19 protein-coding genes are annotated in these 24,016 nt (G+C 71.1%); 11 read left to right on the top strand and 8 right to left on the bottom strand.

Features of this window, described 5'->3' with window-relative positions; translation table 11 throughout:
* Nucleotides 1-69: 69 nt before the first annotated feature.
* Complete coding sequence (locus tag ACP4E5_RS32000; RefSeq protein WP_111661853.1) at nucleotides 70-426, bottom strand: HesB/IscA family protein; 357 nt, start codon at nucleotides 424-426, stop codon at nucleotides 70-72.
* Between the two features lie 238 nt (nucleotides 427-664).
* Here ACP4E5_RS32000 and nadA point away from each other — a divergent pair, with 238 nt between their 5' ends.
* Complete coding sequence (gene nadA, locus ACP4E5_RS31995) at nucleotides 665-1,870, top strand: quinolinate synthase NadA (protein ID WP_425834765.1); 1,206 nt, start codon at nucleotides 665-667, stop codon at nucleotides 1,868-1,870.
* A 113-nt stretch (nucleotides 1,871-1,983) separates the two neighbouring features.
* Here nadA and ACP4E5_RS31990 read toward each other — a convergent pair whose 3' ends face one another.
* The 5 genes from ACP4E5_RS31990 to ACP4E5_RS31970 all read right to left on the bottom strand — a co-directional run bounded on the left by ACP4E5_RS31990 (nucleotide 1,984) and on the right by ACP4E5_RS31970 (nucleotide 8,413).
* Nucleotides 1,984-5,118, bottom strand: coding sequence for an efflux RND transporter permease subunit (locus ACP4E5_RS31990; RefSeq protein ID WP_425841802.1), 3,135 nt, complete (start codon nucleotides 5,116-5,118; stop codon nucleotides 1,984-1,986).
* Between the two features lie 185 nt (nucleotides 5,119-5,303).
* A complete protein-coding gene (locus ACP4E5_RS31985) occupies nucleotides 5,304-6,002 on the bottom strand; it encodes a response regulator transcription factor (RefSeq protein WP_425834763.1) in 699 nt (232 codons plus the stop codon).
* Nucleotides 5,999-7,276 carry a sensor histidine kinase gene (locus ACP4E5_RS31980; protein ID WP_425834761.1) on the bottom strand — a complete coding sequence of 426 codons (1,278 nt, stop codon included), beginning with the start codon at nucleotides 7,274-7,276 and terminating at the stop codon, nucleotides 5,999-6,001. The genes ACP4E5_RS31985 and ACP4E5_RS31980 overlap by 4 nt, the downstream gene beginning before the upstream one ends.
* A 44-nt stretch (nucleotides 7,277-7,320) precedes the next feature.
* A complete protein-coding gene (pspAA, locus tag ACP4E5_RS31975) occupies nucleotides 7,321-7,599 on the bottom strand; it encodes a PspA-associated protein PspAA (protein ID WP_425834759.1) in 279 nt (92 codons plus the stop codon).
* Between the two features lie 16 nt (nucleotides 7,600-7,615).
* Complete coding sequence (locus ACP4E5_RS31970; protein ID WP_425834757.1) at nucleotides 7,616-8,413, bottom strand: PspA/IM30 family protein; 798 nt, start codon at nucleotides 8,411-8,413, stop codon at nucleotides 7,616-7,618.
* Nucleotides 8,414-8,635: 222 nt separating this feature from the next.
* Between ACP4E5_RS31970 and ACP4E5_RS31965 the strand changes: the two genes are divergently transcribed.
* Nucleotides 8,636-9,262 (top strand): DUF3043 domain-containing protein, encoded by a 627-nt coding sequence (locus tag ACP4E5_RS31965; protein ID WP_425841799.1) that lies wholly within the window; start codon nucleotides 8,636-8,638, stop codon nucleotides 9,260-9,262.
* 110 nt (nucleotides 9,263-9,372) lie between these two features.
* Nucleotides 9,373-10,080, top strand: coding sequence for a class I SAM-dependent methyltransferase (locus tag ACP4E5_RS31960; protein WP_425841796.1), 708 nt, complete (start codon nucleotides 9,373-9,375; stop codon nucleotides 10,078-10,080).
* Nucleotides 10,081-10,215: 135 nt separating this feature from the next.
* Here the strand turns inward: ACP4E5_RS31960 and ACP4E5_RS31955 are convergent, their stop codons facing one another.
* Nucleotides 10,216-10,446, bottom strand: coding sequence for a hypothetical protein (locus ACP4E5_RS31955; RefSeq protein ID WP_425834755.1), 231 nt, complete (start codon nucleotides 10,444-10,446; stop codon nucleotides 10,216-10,218).
* Between the two features lie 93 nt (nucleotides 10,447-10,539).
* Here ACP4E5_RS31955 and ACP4E5_RS31950 point away from each other — a divergent pair, with 93 nt between their 5' ends.
* Nucleotides 10,540-11,745, top strand: a complete 1,206-nt coding sequence (locus ACP4E5_RS31950; RefSeq protein WP_425834753.1) for a bifunctional adenosylcobinamide kinase/adenosylcobinamide-phosphate guanylyltransferase — start codon at nucleotides 10,540-10,542, stop codon at nucleotides 11,743-11,745.
* A 15-nt stretch (nucleotides 11,746-11,760) separates the two neighbouring features.
* On the opposite strand, the gene ACP4E5_RS31945 is transcribed toward ACP4E5_RS31950, so the two are convergent.
* Entirely contained in the window at nucleotides 11,761-12,843 is a 1,083-nt protein-coding gene (locus tag ACP4E5_RS31945) for a class I SAM-dependent methyltransferase (protein ID WP_425834751.1), read from the bottom strand.
* Between the two features lie 231 nt (nucleotides 12,844-13,074).
* Here ACP4E5_RS31945 and ACP4E5_RS31940 point away from each other — a divergent pair, with 231 nt between their 5' ends.
* The 7 genes from ACP4E5_RS31940 to aceE all read left to right on the top strand — a co-directional run bounded on the left by ACP4E5_RS31940 (nucleotide 13,075) and on the right by aceE (nucleotide 23,938).
* Nucleotides 13,075-14,142, top strand: a complete 1,068-nt coding sequence (locus tag ACP4E5_RS31940) for a nicotinate-nucleotide--dimethylbenzimidazole phosphoribosyltransferase (RefSeq protein WP_425834749.1) — start codon at nucleotides 13,075-13,077, stop codon at nucleotides 14,140-14,142.
* A 5-nt stretch (nucleotides 14,143-14,147) separates the two neighbouring features.
* Nucleotides 14,148-14,903: an adenosylcobinamide-GDP ribazoletransferase gene (gene cobS, locus ACP4E5_RS31935; protein WP_425834747.1), complete on the top strand. Its 756-nt coding sequence runs from the start codon at nucleotides 14,148-14,150 to the stop codon at nucleotides 14,901-14,903.
* 155 nt (nucleotides 14,904-15,058) lie between these two features.
* Nucleotides 15,059-16,597, top strand: coding sequence for a leucyl aminopeptidase (locus tag ACP4E5_RS31930; RefSeq protein WP_425834745.1), 1,539 nt, complete (start codon nucleotides 15,059-15,061; stop codon nucleotides 16,595-16,597).
* 295 nt (nucleotides 16,598-16,892) lie between these two features.
* Complete coding sequence (lpdA, locus tag ACP4E5_RS31925; RefSeq protein WP_425834743.1) at nucleotides 16,893-18,281, top strand: dihydrolipoyl dehydrogenase; 1,389 nt, start codon at nucleotides 16,893-16,895, stop codon at nucleotides 18,279-18,281.
* Between the two features lie 97 nt (nucleotides 18,282-18,378).
* Nucleotides 18,379-20,118, top strand: a complete 1,740-nt coding sequence (gene sucB / locus ACP4E5_RS31920) for a 2-oxoglutarate dehydrogenase, E2 component, dihydrolipoamide succinyltransferase (protein ID WP_425834741.1) — start codon at nucleotides 18,379-18,381, stop codon at nucleotides 20,116-20,118.
* A gap of 258 nt (nucleotides 20,119-20,376) precedes the next feature.
* On the top strand, nucleotides 20,377-21,000 hold the full coding sequence (locus ACP4E5_RS31915; RefSeq protein ID WP_351342103.1) for a GntR family transcriptional regulator: 624 nt from the start codon (nucleotides 20,377-20,379) through the stop codon (nucleotides 20,998-21,000).
* Between the two features lie 235 nt (nucleotides 21,001-21,235).
* Nucleotides 21,236-23,938, top strand: a complete 2,703-nt coding sequence (aceE, locus tag ACP4E5_RS31910) for a pyruvate dehydrogenase (acetyl-transferring), homodimeric type (protein WP_425834739.1) — start codon at nucleotides 21,236-21,238, stop codon at nucleotides 23,936-23,938.
* Nucleotides 23,939-24,016: the final 78 nt, after the last annotated feature.

Raw genomic sequence — 24,016 nt, 5'->3', positions numbered from 1 at the left:
GAACCGAGGAGCAATGCCGAAGGGGCGGCCCCAGTGGGGCCGCCCCTTCGCGCTTTACAGCTGTACGGCTTAGCTGAACGAGTCGCCACAGGCGCAGGAGCCCGTCGCGTTCGGGTTGTCGATCGTGAAGCCCTGCTTCTCGATGGTGTCGACGAAGTCGATGGAGGCGCCGCCCAGGTACGGGGCGGACATGCGGTCGGTGACGACCTTGACGCCACCGAAGTCCTTGACGACGTCGCCGTCGAGCGAGCGCTCGTCGAAGAAGAGCTGGTAACGCAGGCCGGAGCAGCCGCCGGGCTGAACGGCCACGCGCAGCGCCAGGTCGTCACGGCCTTCCTGGTCGAGCAGGGCCTTGACCTTGGCGGCGGCTTCGTCGCTGAGGATGATGCCGTCGCTGACGGTGGTGGTCTCGTCCGATACGGACATCTACATCTCTCCCGGGTTGTTCGGAGACTGCTTGCCGACCATTGCAACCGGCAAAGGCCCGGATCCATTCCGGGTTTCGCACTTCTTCTCTTCATGCTCGCACACCGTGCGCGGACGGGGCACGGCCTGGGGCCCGCGGATTGCGTCACATCGACGACATTGCCGTCGTCAAACTGACGTGAAGCACGTATGATAGATAACGTCATTTCGACGAAAAGTCGAGCAGAGCGAAGAAAGGGTGCGTGACGTGACCACGGCCCAGTCCCCCCAGGCCCCTGTTGACCTGGACGTTTCTCCCACGCCTCTGGCGCTGCTGCTGCTCGGCCGCGAGGCCGACCCGCGCAGTGAGCGCGGCGTGGAGTGCCCCGGCGACCTGCCCTCGCCGTCCGACCCGGACCTGGTGGAGCGGGCGCGCGCGGCCAAGGAAAAGCTCGGAGACAAGGTGTTCGTGCTCGGACACCACTACCAGCGCGACGAGGTCATCCAGTTCGCCGACGTCACCGGGGACTCCTTCAAGCTGGCGCGCGACGCGGCGGCCCGGCCCGAGGCCGAGTACATCGTGTTCTGCGGCGTGCACTTCATGGCGGAGTCGGCCGACATCCTGACCGGGGACGACCAGAAGGTGGTCCTGCCCGACCTCGCCGCCGGGTGCTCCATGGCGGACATGGCGACGGCCGAGCAGGTCGCCGAGTGCTGGGACGTGCTGACCGAGGCCGGCATCGCCGGGTCCGTGGTCCCCGTCTCGTACATGAACTCCTCCGCGGACATCAAGGCGTTCACGGGCAAGCACGGCGGCACGATCTGTACGTCGTCCAATGCCGAGCGGGCCCTCAACTGGGCGTTCGAGCAGGGCGAGAAGGTCCTCTTCCTGCCCGACCAGCACCTGGGGCGCAACACCGCGGTGCGCGACCTTGGCATGTCGCTCGACGACTGCGTCGTCTACAACCCGCACAAGCCGAACGGCGGGCTGAGCGTCGAGGAGCTGCGGGCCGCGAAGATGATCCTGTGGCGCGGGCACTGCTCCGTGCACGGGCGGTTCTCGCTGGACTCCGTGAACGACGTGCGGGAGCGGATACCGGGTGTCAACGTGCTCGTGCACCCGGAGTGCAAGAACGAGGTCGTCGCCGCGGCGGACTACGTCGGCTCGACCGAGTACATCATCAAGGCGCTGGAGGCCGCGCCGGCCGGGTCGAAGTGGGCCATCGGCACGGAGCTGAACCTCGTACGCCGGCTCGCGAACCGGTTCGCCGCCGAGGACAAGGAGATCGTCTTCCTCGACAAGACGGTCTGCTTCTGCTCGACCATGAACCGGATCGACCTGCCGCACCTGGTCTGGACGCTGGAGTCCCTGGCGGACGGCCAGCTCGTCAACCGCATCGAAGTCGACCGCGAAACCGAACAGTTCGCCAAGCTCGCCCTTGAGCGCATGCTGGCGCTGCCTTAACCCGTATAAGCCCTTGCGGCGATTGAGCAGCGGGGTCCGGGGCAGAGCCCCGAAACCGGAAGCGGGGCGAGCGCCAGATGAACGCTCGCCCCGCACCGGGGTGCCGGCAACCGTTACGCGTTGGCCGGCTCCGGCTCCGTGGCCTGGGACTGGGGCGGAACCCCGTCCCCGCCACCCCGCTTGGCGGCCCGCTTCGCGGCCCTGCGCTCCTTGCGGAGCTCCAGCATCGCGTAGAGCGTCGGCACGAGCAGCAGCGTCAGCAGCGTCGACGAGATCAGACCGCCGATCACCACCACCGCGAGCGGCTGGGCGATGAAGCCGCCCTCGCCCGTGACGCCGAGCGCCATCGGGAGCAGGGCGAAGATCGTCGCCAGTGCCGTCATCAGGATCGGACGCAGTCGGTGCCGCCCGCCCTCGACGACCGCCTCGACCACGCCGAGCCCTTGGGCCCGGTACTGGTTGATCAGGTCGATCAGGACGATCGCGTTGGTGACCACGATGCCGATGAGCATCAGCATGCCGATCATCGCCGGGACGCCCATCGCCGTGCCGGTGGCGACCAGCAGGCCGATCGCGCCGGTGGCCGCGAACGGGATCGAGACCAGCAGGATCAGCGGCTGGGCCAGCGAACGGAACGTCGCCACCAGGAGCATGAAGACGATCGCGATCGCCGCGAGCATCGCCAGGCCCAGGTTCTTGAACGCGTCGTCCTGGTCGGAGGTGACACCGCCGATGGTCGCCGTGGCGCCCTTCGGCAGATCCAGCTTGTTGATCTTCTGCTGGAGGTCGGTGCTGACCGCGCCCGTGTTGTCGCCGTCCGGCTTCGCCGTGATCGTCGCCGCGCGGGCGCCGTCGATCCGGGTCATCGAGACCGGTCCGTCGACCGTCTTCACGGTGGCGATGTCGCCGAGCGTGAGGCCGCCCGGGCCCATCGGCAGCTTCTTCAGCTCGGCCATCGTGGTGGCCGGCTTCGCCGACTTCACGACGATGTCGCGTTCGGTGTCGTCGATCGTCGCCTTGCCGCTGGTGGTGCCGCGCACCGCCTGCGTGACGGCGGCGCCGAGCGTCGTGTCGTTGAACCCGGCGGCGGCCGCCTTGGAGTTGGCCTTCACCGAGATGCGCGGCACCGACTGCGACAGGTCGCTGGTGACGTCGGTGACGTCGTCGAGCGACGCTACGGCGTCCTTGACCTGCTCCGAGGCCTTGTCCAGGACGCTGCCGTCGGCCGCCTTCACGACCACGGAGAGGTCCTGGCTGCCGAAGCCGCCACCGGCCGAGATCGTCGTCGTACCGACCCCGGACAGCTTGCCGAGCTCGCGCTCGATGCGCTTCTGCGTGGCCTCGTACGTCGAGCTGTCCTTCAGCTTCACCTGGTACGACGCCTGGTTGGTGTCGGTGCCGCCGCCGAAGGCCGCCATGAAGCCGGAGGAGCCGATGGTGACCTGGTAGTCCTCGATCTCGTCGATGCCCGAGAGCATCTTCTCGATCTTCTTCGCGGACGCGTCGGTCGTCGACAGGCTGGTGCCGGGCTGCAACTCCTGCTTGATGGAGAGGACTTCCTGGTCGCCCTGGTCGAAGAAGTTCGTCTTGAGCATCGGCGCCATGCCGAACGTGCCGACGAGCACGACCACTGCGATCAGCAGGCTGGTGATCCGACGGCGCGTCGCGAAGCGCAGCACGGGAACGTAGATCCGCTGCAGCCAGGAGCGCGCCTCCTTCTCCTCGGCCTTGCGCCGGGCCTCCTCCGGGTCGACGCCGCGGGCCGTCTTGGGCGGACGCAGGAACCAGTAGGAGAGGACGGGCACGACGGTCAGCGAGACGAGCAGGGACGCGAGGAGCGCCGCCGTCACCGTGATGGAGAACGAGCCGAACAGCTCGCCCACCATGCCGCCGACCAGGCCGATCGGGAGGAAGACCGCCACGGTCGTGAGGGTCGAGGACGTCACCGCGCCCGCGACCTCGCGGACCGCCTTGAGGATGGCCTCCCTGCGTTCCTCGCCGTAGCCGAGATGGCGCTTGATGTTCTCCAGGACGACGATCGAGTCGTCGACGACGCGGCCGATCGCGATCGTCAGCGCGCCGAGCGTGAGCATGTTGAGCGACAGGTCGCCGGTCCACAGGACGATCAGCGCGAGGACCACGGACAGCGGGATGGAGACCGCCGTGACGAGGGTCGAGCGCAGCGACGCCAGGAAGATCAGGATCACGATGACCGCGAAGAGCAGGCCGAGCGCGCCCTCCGTGGTCAGGCCCGAGATGGACTTCGAGACGGCCGGGCCCTGGTCGCTGACGACCGTGATGTCGGAGCCGGCGCCGAGGTCGGTCCTCAGCTGCGGCAGCTTGTCCTTGACGTCCTTGGAGATGGAGACCGCGGAACCGTCGTGGTCCATGGTCACCGCGAGCGAGAGGCTCGGCTTGCCGTCGGTGCGGGTGATCGAGTCGGCCGTGGACGGCTGCTGCTTCACCGTGGCGATGTCACCGAGGCGTACGGGCTTCTTGACGCCCTCACCCGTGATCATCAGGTCCTGGAGCTGCTTCAGGGACGTGAAGCCGCCGCCGACCTGGACCGTGCGGTTCTTGCCCGCCTCGTCGAGCGAGCCCGCGGGCATGGTGGCGCCGCCGGCCTTCAGGGACTCCGCGAGGGCCTGCGGGTTCACCCCGGCCGCGGCCATCTTCCGGTCGCTTGGCGTGATGTCGACCTGGAGGTCGCGGACGCCGTCCACCGTCACCTGGGAGACGCCGTCGATGTCCTTCAGCGTCGGCACGACCGACTTGTCCAACTGGTCGGCGAGCGCCTGCTGGTCCTTGTCGGAGGTGACGGCGAGGACGACGGTCGGGATGTCGTCGGTCGAGCCGGCGACGACCTGCGGGTCGACGTCGTCGGGCAGCTGGGCGCGGGCCCGGTTGACCGCCTGCTGGACGTCGGCGACGAGCTGCTTGCTGCCGTCCGTGCCGTAGTCGAACTGGGCCATCACCAGGGCGTTGCCCTCGCTGGCCGTCGACGTGACGCCGGTGATTCCGTCGACCGCGTCGATGGAGTTCTCAAGAGGCTCGACGACCTGCTTCTCCACCACGTCCGGGGACGCGCCCTGGTAGGGGGCGATGACGGAGACCATGGGCAGTTCGATCGAGGGCAGCAGCTGCTGCTTGAGTTGAGGGATCGCGATCGCGCCGAAGACGATCGCGATGATCGAAATCAGCCCGATGAGGGCGCGTTGAGCGAGGCTGAATCTCGACAGCCAGGACATGGATCGGGTCTCCGTGGGACGTGAGCGGAAGATGAAGGCCCGTGCCATGACAACTCCTGCGGTGGCACGGTGGCAGGCGTGGGGCCCACGGTCCACCCTCGGTCATGCGTGCGACCCGATTCGTCGCTCCCAGGTCCCGTTCTTGTCCGCCGCCTACTGCGCCCGTAGTACGCGGCCCGTAAGGGTCACTCCACCCGTGGACGTACCAGGCCCGATTCGTACGCGATGACGACGAGTTGGGCGCGGTCGCGGGCGCCCAGCTTGGCCATGGCGCGGTTGACGTGGGTCTTCACGGTGAGCGGGCTGACCTCGAGGCGCTCGGCGATCTCGTCGTTGGAGTGGCCGCCGCCGACCTGGACGAGGACCTCGCGCTCGCGCCCGGTGAGCGCGGCGAGCCGCTCGCCGCTGCTGCCCGCGAGGCGCGTCCCCTCGTCGTGACCGTCCCCCTGCGCGAGGAACTTGGCGATCAGCCCTTTGGTCGCGACGGGCGAGAGCAGGGCGTCGCCGGCCGCCGCGATCCGCACGGCGCCGAGCAGTTCGTCGGGCTCGGCGCCCTTGCCGAGGAAGCCGGAGGCGCCGGCCCGCAGCGACTGCACCACGTACTCGTCGACCTCGAACGTCGTCAGCATCACGACGTGTACGTGGGCGAGTTCCGGGTCGGCGCTGATCTCGCGGGTGGCGGTGAGGCCGTCGGTGCCGGGCATCCGGATGTCCATGAGCACGACGTCGGGGCGCTCGGAACGGGCGAGCCGGACGGCCTCGGCGCCGTCGGAGGCCTCCCCCACCACCTGCATGTCGGGTTCGGAGTCGACGAGCACACGGAAGGCGCTGCGCAGCAGGGCCTGGTCGTCGGCCAGGAGGACCCTGATCGTCGCGCTGGTCATGTGGTGGCGTCCTCGGGGGTGTTGGTGTCGTCGGCGTCGTGGCGACCGGTGCCGGCGCGGGCCTTGGTCGGAAGGATCGCATGGACGCGGAAGCCGCCGCCGTAGCGCGGTCCCGCGGTGAGGGTGCCGCCGAGCGCGGTGACGCGTTCGCGCATGCCGAGGAGGCCGTGGCCGCCGTTCGCGTCGGGCTCCTCCGGATCGCTGGGGTGGTCGCCGTACGCGGCCGTGGCGCCGGGCCCGTTGTCGAGGATGGTGACCTCCGTGTGCGGTCCCACCCGTACGACGCTGACCTCGGCCTTGGCGTCGGGGCCCGCGTGCTTCTGTACGTTCGTCAGCGCTTCCTGTACGACGCGGAAGGCGGCGAGGTCGACGGCGGCGGGCAGGGCGGGGGCGTCCTTGGCGCGGGCCACCTCGACGGGCAGGCCCGCGTGCCGGAAGGTGTCGACGAGGTCGTCGAGCCGGTCGAGCCCCGGGGCGGGCTCGGTGGGCGCCTCGGGGTCACCGGTCTGCCTCAACAGGCCGACCGTGGCGCGCAGTTCGTTCAGCGCGGAGCGGCTGGCCTCGCGGACGTGACCGAGGGCCTCCTTGGCCTGGTCGGGGCGCCGGTCCATGACGTGTGCGGCGACGCCGGCCTGCACGTTGACCAGCGCGATGTGGTGGGCGACGACGTCGTGCAGATCGCGGGCGATCCGCAGCCGCTCCTCGGCGACCCGGCGCCGCGCCTCCTCCTCGCGGGTGCGTTCGGCGCGTTCGGCGCGCTCCCTGATCGCGGTGATGAAGGCGCGGCGGGAGCGGACCGCGTCACCCGCGGTCGCGGCCATGCCGGTCCACGCGAAGATGGCGAGGTTCTCCTGGGCGTACCAGGGCAGCGGGCCCGCGAACATGGCGACGCCGGTCAGCACCGCCATCGAGGCGAGGCCTACGCGCCAGGTGGTGGGGCGGTCCGTGGCGGCGGCGACCGTGAAGAGGGCGACGACCGCGGACATCACGACGGGGGCGCGGGGGTCGCCGGTGATCAGCTCGACGACGGACACGGCGGAGGTCGCCACCAGGACGTGCAGGGGCGCGCGGCGCCGGAACACGAGGGCCGCGGCGCCGAGCAGCATCAGGACGAGGCTGAGCAGGTTCGGGGTTCTGGCACCCCAGGCGTACGTACCCTCCGGGCCGTGCGGGTCGACGAAGGAGCCGGCGACCATGCAGAGGAGGACGCCGAACGCGAGGGTGGCGTCCAGGGCCGACGGATGCTCCCTGGCCCACCGTACGAAGCGGTTCACCGGCTTCACGGTACCGGGCCCGCCCCGTCGCCTCCGCGGAGCGGTTACCCCGGGATCAGGCCGTCGTCGCTGAGCATGTCGCGGACCTCGGACAGGGTGGCGTCCGCCGCCGGCAGGATCAGCTCCGACGGCTCCAGCGCGTCGTCCGGCAGCGAAGTGCCCAGGCGGCGGACCGCGTCGAGGAGGGCGGCGAGCGTGCGGCGGAAGCCCGCCTCGTCGCCGCTCTCCATCTCCGCGAGGAGTTCGTCGTCGAGCTTGTTGAGTTCGGCGAAGTGGCTGTCCGCCAACTCCACCTGGCCCTCCCCCATGATCCGGACGATCATGTCGGCCTCCAGCCTTCTACTGCTTGTCGAAGCGCGGGGTGTCCTGGGGCTGCTGCGACGGCTGACCCTGTTCCTGTCCGCCCTCGAGTGCCTGCTGCGACGAAGACGAGCCCCCGGCCAGCTCCGACTTCATGCGCTGCAGTTCCAGCTCTACATCCGTACCACCGGAGAGCCGATCCAGCTCGGACTGGATGTCGTCCTTGGCCAGACCCGACGAGTCGTCGAGCGCGCCCGAAGCGAGCAGTTCGTCGATCGCGCCGGCCCGCGCCTGCAGCTGCGCGGTCTTGTCCTCGGCACGCTGGATCGCCATGCCGACGTCGCCCATCTCCTCGGAGATGCCGGAGAACGCCTCGCCGATCCGGGTCTGCGCCTGCGCCGCCGTGTACGTGGCCTTGATCGTTTCCTTCTTGGTGCGGAAGGCGTCGACCTTCGCCTGCAGCCGCTGCGCCGCGAGAGTGAGCTTCTCCTCCTCGCCCTGCAGCGTCTGGTGCTGCGTCTCCAGGTCCGTGACCTGCTGCTGGAGCGCGGCACGGCGGGACAGCGCCTCGCGGGCGAGGTCCTCCCGGCCGAGCGCGAGCGCCTTGCGGCCCTGGTCCTCGAGCTTCGACGACTGGGACTGGAGCTGACCGAGCTGCAGTTCCAGGCGCTTGCGGGACGTCGCCACATCCGCGACCCCCCTGCGTACCTTCTGGAGCAGCTCCAGCTGCTTCTGGTACGAGTAATCGAGGGTCTCGCGCGGGTCCTCGGCCCGGTCAAGGGCCTTGTTCGCCTTCGCGCGGAAGATCATCCCCATACGCTTCATGACACCGCTCATGGGCTTCGCGCGCCCCCTTCTGACAGATCCAGCGTTGGTCCAGCTCCAGCACTGCGACAGAACCACAGTACGGGTCCTGCCTCTATTACCGCACTGTTCAGGTACGGATGCGCTCATCCCCGAGGACGACTGCTTCCGGCCCCGATCCGGCGCAAGGAGTAGATGACCCCTGACGGAGGGACGCGGGACGTTGCCGGATCGTTCCCCACGGCCCTGTGGTCGATGCATGACCACCACGTACCCTTGGCTCTTGTGTTCCGTAGCCGATCCAAGGACGACAAGGCCCAGGCCGCGCAGGCCAAGGTGACCATGTCCAAGCAGCCCCGTGACCCCCAGGCGCCCAAGGGCCGCCCCACGCCGAAGCGCAGCGAGTCCCAGTCGCCGCGCCGCAGCGTGGCCAACACCAAGATGTCGCCGAAGGAGGCCCGCACCCGCTCGCGCGACGAGCGCCGCACCGCGATGCAGCGCCAGCGCGAGGCGCTGGCCAACGGCGACGAGCGTTACCTGCCCGCCCGTGACAAGGGCCCCGTGCGCAAGTTCGCGCGCGACTTCGTCGACTCGCGCTTCGCGATCGCCGAGTACTTCCTGCCGATGGCGGTGGTCATCCTCGTCCTGAGCATGATCCGCGTCGGCTCGCTGCAGAACATCGCGCTGCTGCTGTGGCTGCTCGTGATCGTCGCGATCGTGGTCGACTCGGCTGTGACCGGTTTCCGCCTGAAGAAGATCCTCGCGGAGAAGTTCCCGAACGAGCGCCGCAAGGGCGCCGTCGCGTACGCGCTCATGCGCACGCTCCAGATGAAGCGGCTGCGCCTGCCGAAGCCGCAGGTCAAGCGCGGAGAGCGGCCCTGAGCACGAACCGCACGGACAGTACGGACGGTACGGAGCCTTTCGCCGGCGACGCTGTGCACTCCTGGCTGGACAAGCTCGGCGGGCTGCGCAACATCGTGCGGCAGGAACTCGTGGCCCGGCAGCTCGACGAGCAGCTGGCCGGGCGGTTCCCCGTCGGTCAGCGGCTGCGGGTGCTCGACGTGGGGATGGGCCAGGGCACGCAGGCGCTGCGCCTTGCCCGTGCCGGGCACAAGGTGACCGGTGTGGAGCAGGACCCGGAGATGGTCGCCGTGGCGGGCCGGACGCTCGCCGCGGAACCCGCGGGGGTGCGCGACCGGGTCCGCCTCGTGCAGGGCAACGGCATGGAGACCGGCGTGCATTTCCTGCCGGGCAGTTTCGACGTCGTGCTCTGTCACGGCGTGCTGATGTACGTCGAGGATCCCGACGCGCTGCTCGCGGGCCTGGCCCGGATGTTGGCGCCCGGCGGCCTGCTCTCCCTCGTCGTGCGCAATGGGGACGCGCTCGCGATGCGTCCCGGGCTCGCCGGTGACTGGATCGGGGCGCTCGGCGCGTTCGAGACGACGAAGTACACGAACCGGCTCGGGCTCGACGTCAGGGCCGACCGGCTCGACGCGCTGACGGAGACCCTCGCGGGGATCGGGGCGCCGCTGCACTCCTGGTACGGGGTGCGGGTCTTCACCGATCAGGCCGGGGACGATGTGGTGGCGCCGGAGCACGGGGAGCTTCAGACGTTGCTCGCCGCGGAGGAGCGGGCGGGTCGTTCGGATCCGTACCGGCGGGTGGCGGCACTGCTGTACCTTTGCGGGGTACGGGGGTAGGCAATTCAAGCCCCCACGGCGATTGAGCGGCGGGGTCCGGGGCAGAGCCCCGGGCCGCAGCCACGGCGCCGTTGGTGACGCCTCGGGGCTCTGCCCCGGACCCCGCGCCTCAATCGCCGGCGGGGCTTGAATGGCTCACCCGTCGGCGGGGCTTGATTCACCTTCCGCGTGCAGGCTCATCGGGCCGTAGATGACCTTGTCGTCCTCGCGGAGCGTGACCTGGTCCGCTCCTCCGTCCGCGAGCTGCTTCCAGTACTCGCCGACCCAGGACTCGGCGTCACCCTGGGTGGTGAACTCCTCCGGCTCCACCGCCGGAGGCACCTCCGTGCCGTCGGACTTCTCGAACCGCCACGTCCACGCCGCCATGCCAGCCTCCCGGTCTCGGACGTCCGCTGTGCCGCTGTCACCGGAAGCCTATCCGGGCGCGCGTCGAACAAGGGGGCGCGGGAGGATCTTCCTGTGGAACTGACACTGCTCGGCACCGGCGGCCCCGACGGGCTGCCCCGCCCCGACTGCCCTTGCGCCGCCTGCGCGACCACGCTCGGCCGCGACGCCCGTGCGGCGACGGCGGTCCTGATCGACGGGACGCTGCTGCTCGACCTGACGCCGGGGGCCGCGTTCGCCGCCGCCCGTTCGGGGCACAGCCTCGGCGGCGTACGGCAGGTGCTGCTCTCGCATCCGCACGACGGGCCCGCGGTCGAAGTACCGGCGGGGCTCCCGCAGCCCGGCCGGGTGCCGGACGGCCGGGAGCTGGCGCTGCTGACCGGTCACCGGGTGCGGGCGCTCGCCCTGGACGCGCCCGGCACCGGCTACGAGGTGACGGGACCCGAGGGCGAGCGGCTGCTCTATCTGCCGCCCGGCACCGCGCCCGCGGGCTTCGACGAGCCACGGGCGCCGTACGAGATGGTCCTCGCCGACGTCGTCGGGCGCCCCGACGCGCTCGCCCGGCTGCGTTCCGCGGGCGCGGTCGGGCCGACCACCGATGTCCTCGCCGTCCATCTGGACCACGACGTCTTCCCCGGCCCCGAGCTCGCGCGGCGGCTCGCGGCCGCGGGCGCGCGGGCCGTGCCCGACGGCACGACCCTGGACGTCGGCACGTACGAGGACGTGCCCGATGTGCCGCGCAGGACGCTGGTGCTCGGCGGGGCGCGGTCCGGGAAGTCGGTGGAGGCCGAGCGGCGCCTGGAGGCGTTCCCCGATGTGCTGTACGTGGCGACGGGCGGGACGCGCGGCGGGGACACGGAGTGGGCGCGGCGGGTGGCCGCGCACCGGGAGCGGCGGCCCGGTTCGTGGCGGACGGCGGAGACCTGCGATCTCGTACCGCTCCTTGAGGATCCGGAGGACACGGCGCCGCTGCTCGTCGACTGCCTGTCGCTGTGGCTGACGTACGCGATGGACGAGGTGGGTGCCTGGGACGACGCCGAGTGGGCGGGCGGCGGCGAGAAGGCGCTGCGGGAGAAGGTGGCCGCGCTCGTCGACGCGGTGCGGCGGACGCGGCGCACTGTCGTCGCCGTCTCGAACGAGGTGGGTTCGGGGATCGTGCCCGCGACCGCGTCGGGGCGCCGTTACCGGGACGAACTCGGCCGCCTGAACGCGGCGTTCGCGGCCGAGTGCGAGCACGTGCTGCTCGTCGTCGCGGGCCAGCCGCTCGCGCTGCGCGGCTGACCCTGCCCTCTATGCCTACGCGTCCGGGTCGCGGCGCGCGATCACCCGGTACGCGTTGGAGAAGCGGGTGCGGCGGGCCAGCGGCGCGAGGAGCCGGTCGGCCGCGCAGGCGGCGAGGAACGCGGGCGCGACGGCGTACATCAGGGCCTTGCGCAGGACGCGCTTGGCCTCGCCGGGGGCCTTGCTGCGCCACGGGTCGTCGGCCTCGGGCAGGTGGCGGCCGGCGAACAGGGCGAGTCCCGCCGCGAGATCGAGCGGGACGTGGGCCTCGCGGCGGTCGACGGCGACGACCGTGTAGCCGAGGGCGCGCAGTTCGGCGCGGAGGTTGGCGAGCGGGATCAGGTGCAGGTGCTGCGGCTGGAAGTACGAGATCCACCACTTCCCGAGGAGCTTCGCGAAGCGGCTCTCGGGGTCGGGGAGTTCGATCATCAGATGCCCGCCGGGGCGCAACACGCGGTGCGCCGCCTTCAGTTCCTCGCGCGGATCGCGGGAGTGCTCCAGGTAATGGAACATGCTCAGCGCGTCGTAGCCGCCCTCCAGGCCGGGGGCGAGATCGGTGAGCAGGCCCCGGTGCGCCCGCTCGACGCGGCCCGCCCTGCGGCCCTCCTCGACACCCTCGCCGCTGTCGAGGCCGTCGAAGGCCGTGTACGGCAGGACCTCTTGGGCGGTCGCGGGGAAGTGCCCCTCGCCGGTGCCGATGTCGAGCCAGCTCTCCGGTTCGGCGAACGCGGCGAGGGCGCGGGCGCGGGACCGGTCGCGGCGGGTGGAGATCCTCGCGCGGAAGATCCACTCGGCCTGGTCGGCGTAGCGGCCCTCGCGGAAGTCCCTGTAGTAGAAGTCCAGACCCTCGGGCGTGAGGCGGGGGTTCTGGAACGAGTGGGCGCAGGACCCGCACTGGTCGAGGGTGAAGCTGCCGGGCTTGTGCTGGAGGAGGTCGGTGGTGCGCAGGCGGGTGCGCAGCCGGGTGCTGCCGCACCAGGGGCAGTCGGGACGGCGCGGCTCGTGGAACCGCTCGGTGCCCTGGGCGAGTTCGGTGAGATAGGCGGGGCGGCGCTCGGCGACGGCCTGGGGAGTGGCGGGGGCGGCGGGGCCGGTCAAGGGGGATGCCTCCTGTCATGTTCTGCTTCTGCGTTGCCACAACGAGTGCGCGAGATATGACAATTCGACTGGAACGTGAACGTAAGCGATCATCTCCAAGCAGTTCATGACAGCCGGGAGGCGACTCACCGTCCGCCGCCACCGTCCGCCGGAAGGACGCACCCATCGGTGTCCCGTGACGGAGGGTGCGGCTGGGGCCAGACCCTCGCGACGGCCGGTACTGTTCGGCGAATGAGCTCGCTGAACCTCGACGACTTCACCGATCTGATCGAGCGCCCCGACGGCGGGACCCGCCGCGACGCTGAGGAGCGCAGGGCCCGCTTCGCCGTGCCGCCCGGCGCGCTCGGCCGCCTCGACGAACTGGGCGAGTGGCTGAGCGCCGCCCAGGGCGCCGTGCCCGTACGACCCGTCGCGCGGCCGCGCGTGGTCCTCTTCGCGGGCGACCACGGCGTGGCCGGACTCGATGTGTCGAAGCGGGCCGCGGGCAGCGCCGCCGGTCTCGTACGGGAGGTCGTCGAGGGCGCCTCCACGGGCGCGGTGCTCGCCCGCCGGCTCGGCGTCGGCGTACGGGTCGTCGACCTCTCCCTGGACTGCGAGCCCGACGAGCTGCCGGGGTCCGTCGACAACCGGCGCGTGCGGCGCGGCTCGGGGCGCATCGACACCGAGGACGCGCTCACCCTCGAAGAGGCGGAGGCCGCGTTCCGCGCGGGCATGGCGGTCGCCGACGAGGAGGCCGACTCCGGTACGGATCTCGTCGTCCTCGGCGACATCAGCGTCGGCGGCACGACGGCGGCGGCCACGCTCATCGCCGCGCTGTGCGGCACGGACGCGTCCGTGGTGACCGGGCGCGGCGGCGACCCCATCGACGACCTCGCCTGGATGCGCAAGTGCGCGGCGGTCCGCGACGCGCTGCGCCGGGCCCGCCCCGTCCTCGGCGACCAGCTCCAGCTCCTCGCCACCGTGGGCGGCGCGGACCTCGCGGCGGCGACCGGCTTCCTGCTCCAGTGCGCGGTGCGGCGTACGCCCGTGCTCCTCGACGGTGTGGTCTCCGCGGCCTGCGCGCTCGTCGGCCAGCGGGTCGCGTTCCGGGCCCCCGACTGGTGGCTGGCCGCCCACGCAAGCGGCGAACCGGCCCAGGCGAAGGCGCTCGACCGCATGGCCATGGACGTCCTCCTCGACCAGGACGTCAAGGTGGGCGGTGGCACGGGCGCGCTCCTGGCCCTCCCCCTGGTCCAGGCGGCAGCGGCCCTTGCGGCGGAACTCCCGGAGATCACGGAGCCCGCGAAGGAAGACGACTAGCACCTGTGGACGGCATACGTTTCGCCTTCGGGACCCTCACCGTCCTCCGGGTGAAGGTCACCCGCTGGGACCGTGAGGCCGCCCGCGCCGGGATGCTCTGCGCGCCGCTCGCCGGCCTGGTCGTCGGCCTCGCCGCGGCAGCGGCCGGCGTGGCCCTGACGTTCCTCGGGGCGGACGCGCTGCTCGCGGCCGTCGCCGCCGTCGCGGTGCCGGCGGCGCTGACCCGCGGGCTGCACCTCGACGGGCTCGCTGACGTCGCGGACGGCCTCGGCAGCGGGAAGCCCGCGGAGGACGCGCTGCGGATCATGAAGCAGTCGGACATCGGCCCCTTCGGCGTGGTCACGCTCGTCCTGGCCCTGCTCGCCCAAGTCGCGGTCCTGGCCGACCAGTTCGGCCAGTCGTGGTGGCGCGGCGCCCTCGCCGCGACCGTCTCCGCGGTCACCGCGCGCCTCGCCCTGACCTTCGCCTCCCGCACCGGCGTCCCGGCCGCCCGCCCGGAGGGCCTCGGCGCGGCGGTCGCCGAAACGGTGTCGCCGCGGGCGGCGCTGATCGTGGGCGCGGTGGTCGTCGCGGCGACCGCGGCGCTCTCGCTCCAGGGGGCAATCGCCGTCGTCCTGGGCTGCGCGACAGCCGAACTCCTGTCCCGCCGCTGCGTATCCCGCTTCGGCGGCGTAACGGGCGACGTCTTCGGCGCCCTGGCAGAGGTCGCGGCGACGACGGCGCTGGTGGTACTGGCCATATCAAGCCCCGCCGGCGTTTGAGGCGAGGGGTCCGGGGCAGAGCCCCGCGCGGGTGGGCCGCACCTGGACGAAGCACCCCAAGAACGACGGGCGTAGGCTCAGCCACGGGCGGGCCAACTACCCCCGGCCCCGGCGAAGAAGCCGATCCACCCGGATGAAAGAGAGACCTCACCACCGTGACTGCTCTGACTCTCAGCACCGCCGCGGCGACCGGCCTCCGCGCCGACGCGATCGTCGTCGGCGTCGTCAAGGGCGACAAGGGCCCGGTCGTCGCGCACGGCGCGGAAGCCGTGAACAAGGCGTACGACGGAAAGCTCGGGACCGTCCTGGAGACCCTCGGCGCCAGTGGCGGCGAGGGCGAGGTGACCAAGCTCCCCGCGCCGTCCGGCCTCAAGGCGCCGATCGTGCTGGCGGTCGGTCTCGGCGGCGAGCCCGAGAAGGACGGCGCGTTCGACAGCGAGGCGCTGCGCCGCGCCGCCGGTGTCGCGGCCCGCGCCCTGGCCGGTTCGAAGAAGGCCGCGTTCGCGCTGCCGGTCGACGACGCCGAGGACGCCGGCGCGATCGCGGAGGGCGCCCTGCTCGGCGCGTACTCCTTCGACACCTACAAGGAGGTCTCCGACGACAAGGGGACCCCGAAGAACGGCAAGGCGCCGCTCGCCGAGATCGCGATCCTCGGCGGCAAGCCGCGCGACAAGGCGTACAAGGCGGCCGTCGAGCGCGCCGTCGCGGTGGCCGAGGAGCTCAACCGCGCCCGCGACCTGATCAACACCCCGCCGAACGACCTGAACCCGGAGTCCTTCGCCGCCGTCGCCCAGGCCGCGGCCAAGGAGCACGGCATCAAGGTGCAGGTGCTCGACGAGAAGGCCCTGGAGAAGGGCGGCTACGGCGGCATCCTCGGCGTCGGCGCCGGTTCCGCCTCGGCCCCGCGCCTGGTGAAGCTCTCGTACAAGGGCCCCAAGGCCGGCAAGAACACCAAGCACCTCGCGTTCGTCGGCAAGGGCATCACCTACGACTCGGGCGGCATCTCGCTCAAGCCGGCCGGTCACAACGAGACGATGAAGTGCGACATGGCCGGCGCCGCCGCCGTGTTCGCCGCCGTCGTCTCCGCCGCGCGCCTCGGCCTCGACGTGAACGTCACCGGCTGGCTGGCGCTCGCCGAGAACATGCCGTCGGGCTCGGCCACCCGCCCCGGCGACGTGCTGCGCATGTACTCGGGCAAGACGGTCGAGGTGCTGAACACCGACGCCGAGGGCCGCCTCGTTCTCGCCGACGCCATCGCCAAGGCCTCCGAGGAGAAGCCCGACGCGATCGTCGACGTCGCGACGCTCACCGGCGCGATGATGCTGGCGCTCGGCGCCCGCACCTTCGGCATCATGGCCAACGACGACGCCTTCCGCGGCTCGATCCACGAGGCCGCCGAGGAGGTCGGCGAGCCGGCCTGGCCGATGCCGCTCCCGGCCGACCTGCGCAAGGGCATGGACTCGTCGACCGCCGACATCGCCAACATGGGCGAGCGGATGGGCGGCGGCCTGGTCGCCGGCCTGTTCCTGAAGGAGTTCGTCGGCGAGGGCATCACGTGGGCCCACCTCGACATCGCGGGCCCGGCCTTCAACGAGTCGGCCCCGTTCGGTTACACGCCGAAGGGCGGCACGGGTTCCGCGGTCCGCACGCTGGTCCGTCTCGCGGAGCGGACGGCGGCGGGCGACCTCGGCTGAGGCCCCTCGGCCACCGCGTCATCGCCGTATAAGCGCTGAACAGCCCCCGGGTGCACGACCCCGGGGGCTGTTCGCTTTGAACGAAATCCGGGTGTTTGTCCCCCCTCGTCACAGCTGTTTCCGGTGTAACAGCCGTCTCACCCCCCAGCCCGACGTCCCGACTCCCGCCGACAAGTGCGAGGATGGGGTACGGCAGGACAGGGCCCTCACCCAGGGCCGAAGAACGAGCGGCCGAACACCCCGCCGCCCGGTCGTCGGAGACCGGCGTACGGCGCACATGCATGGAGGACGTGACGTGGCGAACGACGCCAGCACCGTTTTCGACCTAGTGATCCTCGGCGGTGGCAGTGGCGGTTACGCCGCGGCCCTGCGCGGAGCGCAGCTGGGCCTGGACGTCGCCCTGATCGAGAAGAACAAGCTCGGCGGCACCTGCCTGCACAACGGCTGCATCCCCACGAAGGCTCTGCTGCACGCCGGTGAGATCGCGGACCAGGCGCGCGAGTCCGAGCAGTTCGGCGTCAAGGCCACCTTCGAGGGCATCGACATCGACGCCGTCCACAAGTACAAGGACGACGTGATCTCCGGCCTGTACAAGGGCCTGCAGGGCCTCGTGGCCTCGCGCAAGGTGACGTACATCGAGGGCGAGGGCAAGCTCTCCTCCCCGACGTCCGTGGACGTCAACGGCCAGCGTGTCCAGGGCCGCCACGTGCTCCTCGCGACCGGCTCCGTGCCGAAGTCGCTGCCGGGCCTGGAGATCGACGGCAACCGCATCATCTCCTCGGACCACGCGCTGAAGCTGGACCGCGTCCCGCAGTCCGCGATCGTCCTGGGCGGCGGCGTCATCGGCGTCGAGTTCGCCTCGGCGTGGAAGTCCTTCGGCACCGACGTCACGGTCATCGAGGGCCTCAAGCACCTCGTCCCGGTCGAGGACGAGAACAGCTCCAAGATCCTGGAGCGCGCCTTCCGCAAGCGCGGCATCAAGTTCAACCTCGGCACCTTCTTCGAGAAGGCCGAGTACACGCAGGACGGCGTCCGCGTGACCCTCGCCGACGGCAAGACCTTTGACGCCGAGGTCCTCCTCGTCGCCATCGGTCGCGGCCCGGTCTCCCAGGGCCTCGGCTACGAGGAGCAGGGCGTCGCGATGGACCGCGGCTTCGTCCTCGTCGACGAGTACATGCAGACCAACGTGCCGACCGTCTCGGCCGTCGGTGACCTGGTCCCGACCCTCCAGCTCGCGCACGTCGGCTTCGCCGAGGGCATCCTGGTGGCGGAGCGGCTCGCCGGCCTGAACCCGGTTCCGGTCGACTACGACGGCGTCCCGCGGGTGACCTACTGCCACCCGGAGGTCGCCTCCGTCGGTATCACCGAGGCCAAGGCCAAGGAGATCTACGGTGCGGACAAGGTCGTCGCCCTGAAGTACAACCTCGCGGGCAACGGCAAGTCCAAGATCCTGAAGACCACGGGCGAGATCAAGCTCGTGCAGGTCAAGGACGGTGCCGTGGTCGGCGTCCACATGGTCGGCGACCGCATGGGCGAGCAGGTCGGCGAGGCTCAGCTGATCTACAACTGGGAAGCGCTGCCCGCCGAGGTCGCCCAGCTCATCCACGCCCACCCGACGCAGAACGAGGCCATGGGCGAGGCGCACCTGGCCCTCGCGGGCAAGCCGCTGCACTCGCACGACTGAGCCACGCCCCTGTCGCACCTGGGCGCGACGACCGACCACCACAGACTTCCGCACTGCGTTGCCGCGCATTGCACATCGTTAAGGAGCAACCGAAACCATGCCGGTTTCCGTATCCCTTCCGGCGCTCGGTGAGAGCGTCACCGAGGGCACTGTCACCCGCTGGCTGAAGGCCGAGGGCGAGCGCGTCGAGGTCGACGAGCCGCTGCTGGAGGTGTCGACCGACAAGGTCGACACCGAGATCCCCTCGCCCGCCGCCGGCGTGCTCGCCTCCATCAAGGTCGCCGAGGACGAGACCGTCGAGGTCGGCGCCGAGCTGGCCGTCATCGACGACGGCTCGGGTGCCCCGGCCGCCGAGGCCGCCCCCGCCGCCGAGGCCCCGGCCGCCGAGCCGACTCCGGCCCCGGCCCAGGAGGCCCCGGCCCCCGCCGCCGAGCCGGCCCCCGCTGCCGCCCCCGCCGCCCCGGCCGGTGGCGCCTCCGGTACCGACGTCGTGCTGCCCGCGCTGGGCGAGTCGGTCACCGAGGGCACCGTCACCCGCTGGCTGAAGGAGGTCGGTGAGGAGGTCGGCGAGGACGAGCCGCTGCTCGAGGTCTCCACCGACAAGGTCGACACCGAGATCCCCTCCCCCGTCGCCGGCGTTCTCCTGGAGATCACCGTCGCCGAGGACGAGACCGCCGAGGTCGGCGCCAAGCTCGCCGTCATCGGCGCCCCGGGCGCCGCCCCGGCCGCCGCCGAGACCCCGGCCCCGGCTCCGGCTCCGGCCGCCGAGCCCACCCCGGCTCCGGCCGCCCCCGCGGCTCCCGCCGCCCCGGCCGCTCCGGCTCCCGCGCCCGCCGCCCCGGCCCCCGCGCCGGCCCCGATCGCGCCCGCCGCCCCGGCCACCCCCGCCGCGCCGGTCACCCCGGCCGACGAGGGCGCCTACGTCACCCCGCTCGTGCGCAAGCTCGCCTCCGAGCACGGCGTCGACCTGTCCACCGTCAAGGGCACCGGCGTCGGCGGCCGCATCCGCAAGCAGGACGTCACCGCCGCCGCCGAGGCCGCCAAGGCCCAGGCTCCGGCCGCCGCCCCGGCTGCCGCCGCCGCGCCGAAGTCCCCGGCCCTGGAGGCATCTCCCCTCCGCGGCCAGACGGTCAAGCTGCCGCGCATCCGCAAGGCCATCGCCGACAACATGACCAAGGCGCTGCACGAGCAGGCGCAGCTGTCCTCGGTCATCGAGGTCGACATCACCAAGCTGATGAAGCTGCGCAACAAGGCCAAGAACGGCTTCGCCGCCCGCGAGGGCGTCAAGCTCTCCCCGATGCCGTTCTTCGTCAAGGCCGCCGTCCAGGCACTGAAGGCCCACCCGGTCATCAACGCCCGCCTCAACTACGACGAGGGCACCATCACCTACTTCGACTCCGAGAACGTCGGCATCGCCGTCGACTCGGAGAAGGGCCTGATGACCCCGGTCATCAAGGGCGCCGGTGACCTCAACATCGCGGGCATCGCGAAGAAGACCGCCGAGCTGGCCGACAAGGTCCGCACCAACAAGATCGCCCCGGACGACCTGTCCGGCGCGACCTTCACGATCTCCAACACCGGATCGCGCGGCGCCCTCTTCGACACCGTCATCGTCCCGCCGAACCAGGTCGCCATCCTGGGCATCGGCGCCACCGTCAAGCGCCCCGTCGTCATCTCCGACCCGGAACTCGGCGACACCATCGCGGTGCGCGACATGACCTACGTGACGCTCTCCTACGACCACCGTCTCGTGGACGGCGCCGACGCCGCCCGCTACCTGACCACGGTCAAGCAGATCCTCGAGGCCGGCGAATTCACCGCCGAGCTCGGTCTGTAAAGACAGGCAGTCGCACGACGGCGCCCCCGCCCGGAAGCTTTCCGGGCGGGGGCGCCGTCGTGCACGCGCGCGTGCGTAGCGGCACGCCCGGGCGGGCACCCCCTTCTGTAGCCCGCCCCGAAGCCCGCCCCGACAAACGCTCTCTGTAACCGGCATCACCCGTCGCATGCGCGGCCGTACCCCGTCTGGCCAGGGCGGCGGCCGTATTGTCTAAGGGTCCCCGCCGACCCACCGGGTCCACCCTGCCAAGGAGCCCCCATGACCGCGCCCGTCGTCCACTCGCTTCGCGATCAGATCCGCGAGCACATCGTCGAGGGGATCGTCAGCGGCCGCTGGAAGCCGGGCGAGCGCATCGTGGAGCGCCGGATCGCGACCGAGCTGGAGGTCTCCCAGACCCCGGTGCGGGAGGCGCTGCGGGAGCTGGAGTCGCTGCGGCTCATCGAGTCGGCGCCGAACAAGGGCGTGCGCGTACGGAATCTCTCCGCGGCGGACCTGGAGGAGTCCTACCCCGTCAGGGCGGGCCTGGAGGCCATCGCAGCCGAGTTGGCGGCCGACGGACTGGCCGACGACTGCTCGGCCCTGGAGCCCCACGTGGAGGCGCTGTACAGGGCGGACCAGGAGGCGGACGGGACCGCGCAGGTGCGGCACACGGTGGCCTTCCACCGGGCGCTGGTGCGGGCGGCGGACAATTCGGTGCTGCTGCACACCTGGGAGGGGCTCGGCATCGAGGTCTTCACCGCGCTGTCCATCCGCTGGCTCGGCACGGTGCAGCAGTCGTACGCGGAGGAGCACGCGGACCTCGTCGCCGCGTTCCGGCGGCGGGACCCGGAGATCGCGGCCCTCGTGAAGGCCCACGTCCTGGGATGTGCGCCGCGCGCATGAGGCGTCACGGTCCGCAGCTCTGACCAGGCACTCCGTGCCCTGATCGACAAAAACGAGCGACACCCTGTGCCGACTTTCTTGATCTGAAGAGGTTTTGGGGGTGAATCCTTTGATCGATCATCGATCAGGGAGTTACAGTCACGGACGGGCCTCCACAGAGACCCAGCCCTGTCCTGCCAAAGACAAAGGGCACCCCCACCCCACCCCCTTCGACTCAGGAAGGCGTGCGGCGACTATGACCGACCCCATGCGCATCCAGCCGAGCGAGCTCGACCAGCTCCCGGACCGCGACCCCGAGGAGACCGCCGAATGGCGGGCCTCCCTGGACGCCGTTACCCAGGCGGCCGGGCCGCACCGCGCCGCGTACCTCATGCGGCGGACGCTGGAAGGCGCCGAAGCGGGCGGCCTGGCGCTGCCGAAGCTTCTTGAGACGGACTACCTCAACTCCATCCCCACCGCCGCCGAGCCGGACTTCCCCGGCGACGAGGAGATGGAAGCCAAGATCACCGCGTACAACCGCTGGAACGCGGCGGCGATGGTGACCCGTGGTTCGAAACACGGCGTCGGCGGCCACATCGCCACCTTCGCCTCGGCGGCCTGGCTGTACGAGACCGGCTTCAACCACTTCTTCCGCGGCAAGGAGGGCGACGGCTCGGGCGACCAGCTCTACATCCAGGGCCACGCCTCTCCCGGCATCTACGCCCGCGCGTTCCTCGACGGCCGCCTCTCCGAGCAGCAGCTCGACAACTTCCGCCGCGAGGCGGGTGGCAACGGCCTGCCGTCGTACCCGCACCCGCGCCGCCTGCCCTGGCTGTGGGAGTTCCCGACGGTGTCCATGGGCCTCGGCCCGCTGTCCGCGATCTACCAGGCGCGGTTCAACCGCTACCTGACGGCGCGGAACATCAAGGACACGTCGAACTCGCACGTCTGGGCGTTCCTCGGCGACGGCGAGATGGACGAGCCCGAGTCGACCTCGGCGCTCACGCTCGCCGCCCGCGAGGGTCTGGACAACCTGACCTTCGTCATCAACTGCAACCTGCAGCGCCTGGACGGCCCGGTCCGCCCGAACTTCCGCGTGGTGCAGGAGCTGGAGGCCCAGTTCCGCGGCTCCGGCTGGAACGTCATCAAGTCCATGTGGGGCAACGCCTGGGACGAGCTCTTCCAGCTCGACACCACCGGCGCCCTCCTTCGCCGCCTGCGCGAGGTCCCGGACGCCCAGTTCCAGACGTACCAGACGCGCGACGTCGCCTACATCCGCGAGAACTTCTTCGGCACCGACCCGGCGCTGATCGAGCTCGCGAAGGTGCTGTCCGACGACAAGATCTCCGAGTGCTTCCACACCTCGCGCGGTGGCCACGAGCCCCGCAAGGTGTACGCGGCGTACAAGGCGGCCGTCGAGCACAAGGGCAAGCCGACCGTCATCCTGACGCAGACGGTGAAGGGCTTCACGCTCGGCAAGGGCTTCGAGTCCAAGAACGCCAACCACCAGATGAAGAAGCTGACGATCGACGAGTTCAAGGGCATGCGTGACCTCCTTGACCTGCCGATCCCGGACAGCCGCTTCGAGGACGGTGTCGTCCCGTACGCCCGTCCCGCCGAGGGCTCCCCCGAGCTGCGCTACCTCGCCGAGCGTCGCGCCGCCCTGGGCGGTCCCGCCCCGGCCCGCCGCACGCAGCCGCTCGCGCCGCTGCCCGCGCCCGCGGACAAGGCGTTCGCCTCGTTCGACAAGGGCTCCGGCACGCAGTCCGTCGCCTCGACGATGGCGCTCGTACGCCTCCTGAAGGACCTCGTACGGGACAAGACGTCCGGCAAGCGCTGGGTGCCGATCATTCCCGACGAGGCGCGCACCTTCGGCATGGAGTCGCTGTTCCCGTCGCTCGGTCTGTACTCGCCCAAGGGCCAGACGTACGACCCGGTCGACCGCGACCAGCTCATGTACTACAAGGAGTCCGAGTCGGGCCAGATCCTCAACGAGGGGATCAACGAAGCCGGTTCGCTCGCGGACTTCATCGCCGCCGCCACGTCGTACGCGACGCACGGCGAGCAGATGATCCCGCTGTACATCTTCTACTCGATGTTCGGCTGGCAGCGCACGGGCGACCAGTTCTGGCAGCTCGCCGACCAGATGGGCCGCGGCTTCGTCGTCGGCGCCACCGCCGGTCGCACGACGCTGACCGGTGAGGGTCTGCAGCACGCGGACGGCCACTCGCCGATGATCGCGGCCACCAACCCGGCGGCGCTCTCCTACGACCCGGCGTTCGCGTACGAGATCGCGGTCATCATGAAGGAGGGCCTGCGCCGGATGTACGGCGAGGCCAAGCCGGGCGAGGACCAGGACGTCTTCTACTACCTGACGGTCTACAACGAGCCGATGCCGCAGCCGGCGAAGCCGGCCGTGGACGGTCTCGACGAGGCCATCATCAAGGGCCTCTACCGCTTCAACACGGCGGAGAGCGCGGGCCTGTCCCCGGCCGCGAACGCCGCGCGCATCAACCTCATCGGCTCCGGTACGGCGATCCACTGGACGCTCAAGGCGCAGCAGCTGCTCGCCGAGGACTGGGGCGTGGCCGCCGACGTGTGGTCCGCGACCTCCTGGACAGAGTTGCGCCGTGACGCCCTGGAGGCGGACGAGGCGCTGCTGAACGGCGAGGAGCGGATCCCGTTCGTCCGCCAGGCGCTTGCCGGCGCCGAGGGCCCGGTCCTGGCCGTGTCCGACTACATGCGCCAGGTTCCCGACCAGATCGCGCAGTGGGTCGAGCAGGACTACACCTCGCTCGGTGCCGATGGCTTCGGCCTCTCGGACACCCGTGAGGACGCCCGCCGCCACTTCGGCGTCGACGCCGAGTCGATCGTCGTCGCGTCCCTCGCCCAGCTCGCCCGCCGCGGCGAGGTCAAGGCGACGGCCGTGAAGGAGGCGCGCGAGCGCTACGGCCTGTAAGGCCATCTGAGAGGTACGTGTGCGTGCCCCGTCCCGATTGCCGGGGCGGGGCACGCGTGCGTGAATGGACGCGTCTGC

Origin of the sequence: Streptomyces fractus, from assembly GCF_049844455.1 — a bacterium.
GTDB lineage: Bacteria > Actinomycetota > Actinomycetes > Streptomycetales > Streptomycetaceae > Streptomyces > Streptomyces fractus.
The sequence above is the reverse complement of the archived record's forward strand: the minus strand, read 5'-3'. Positions and strand labels throughout refer to the sequence as shown.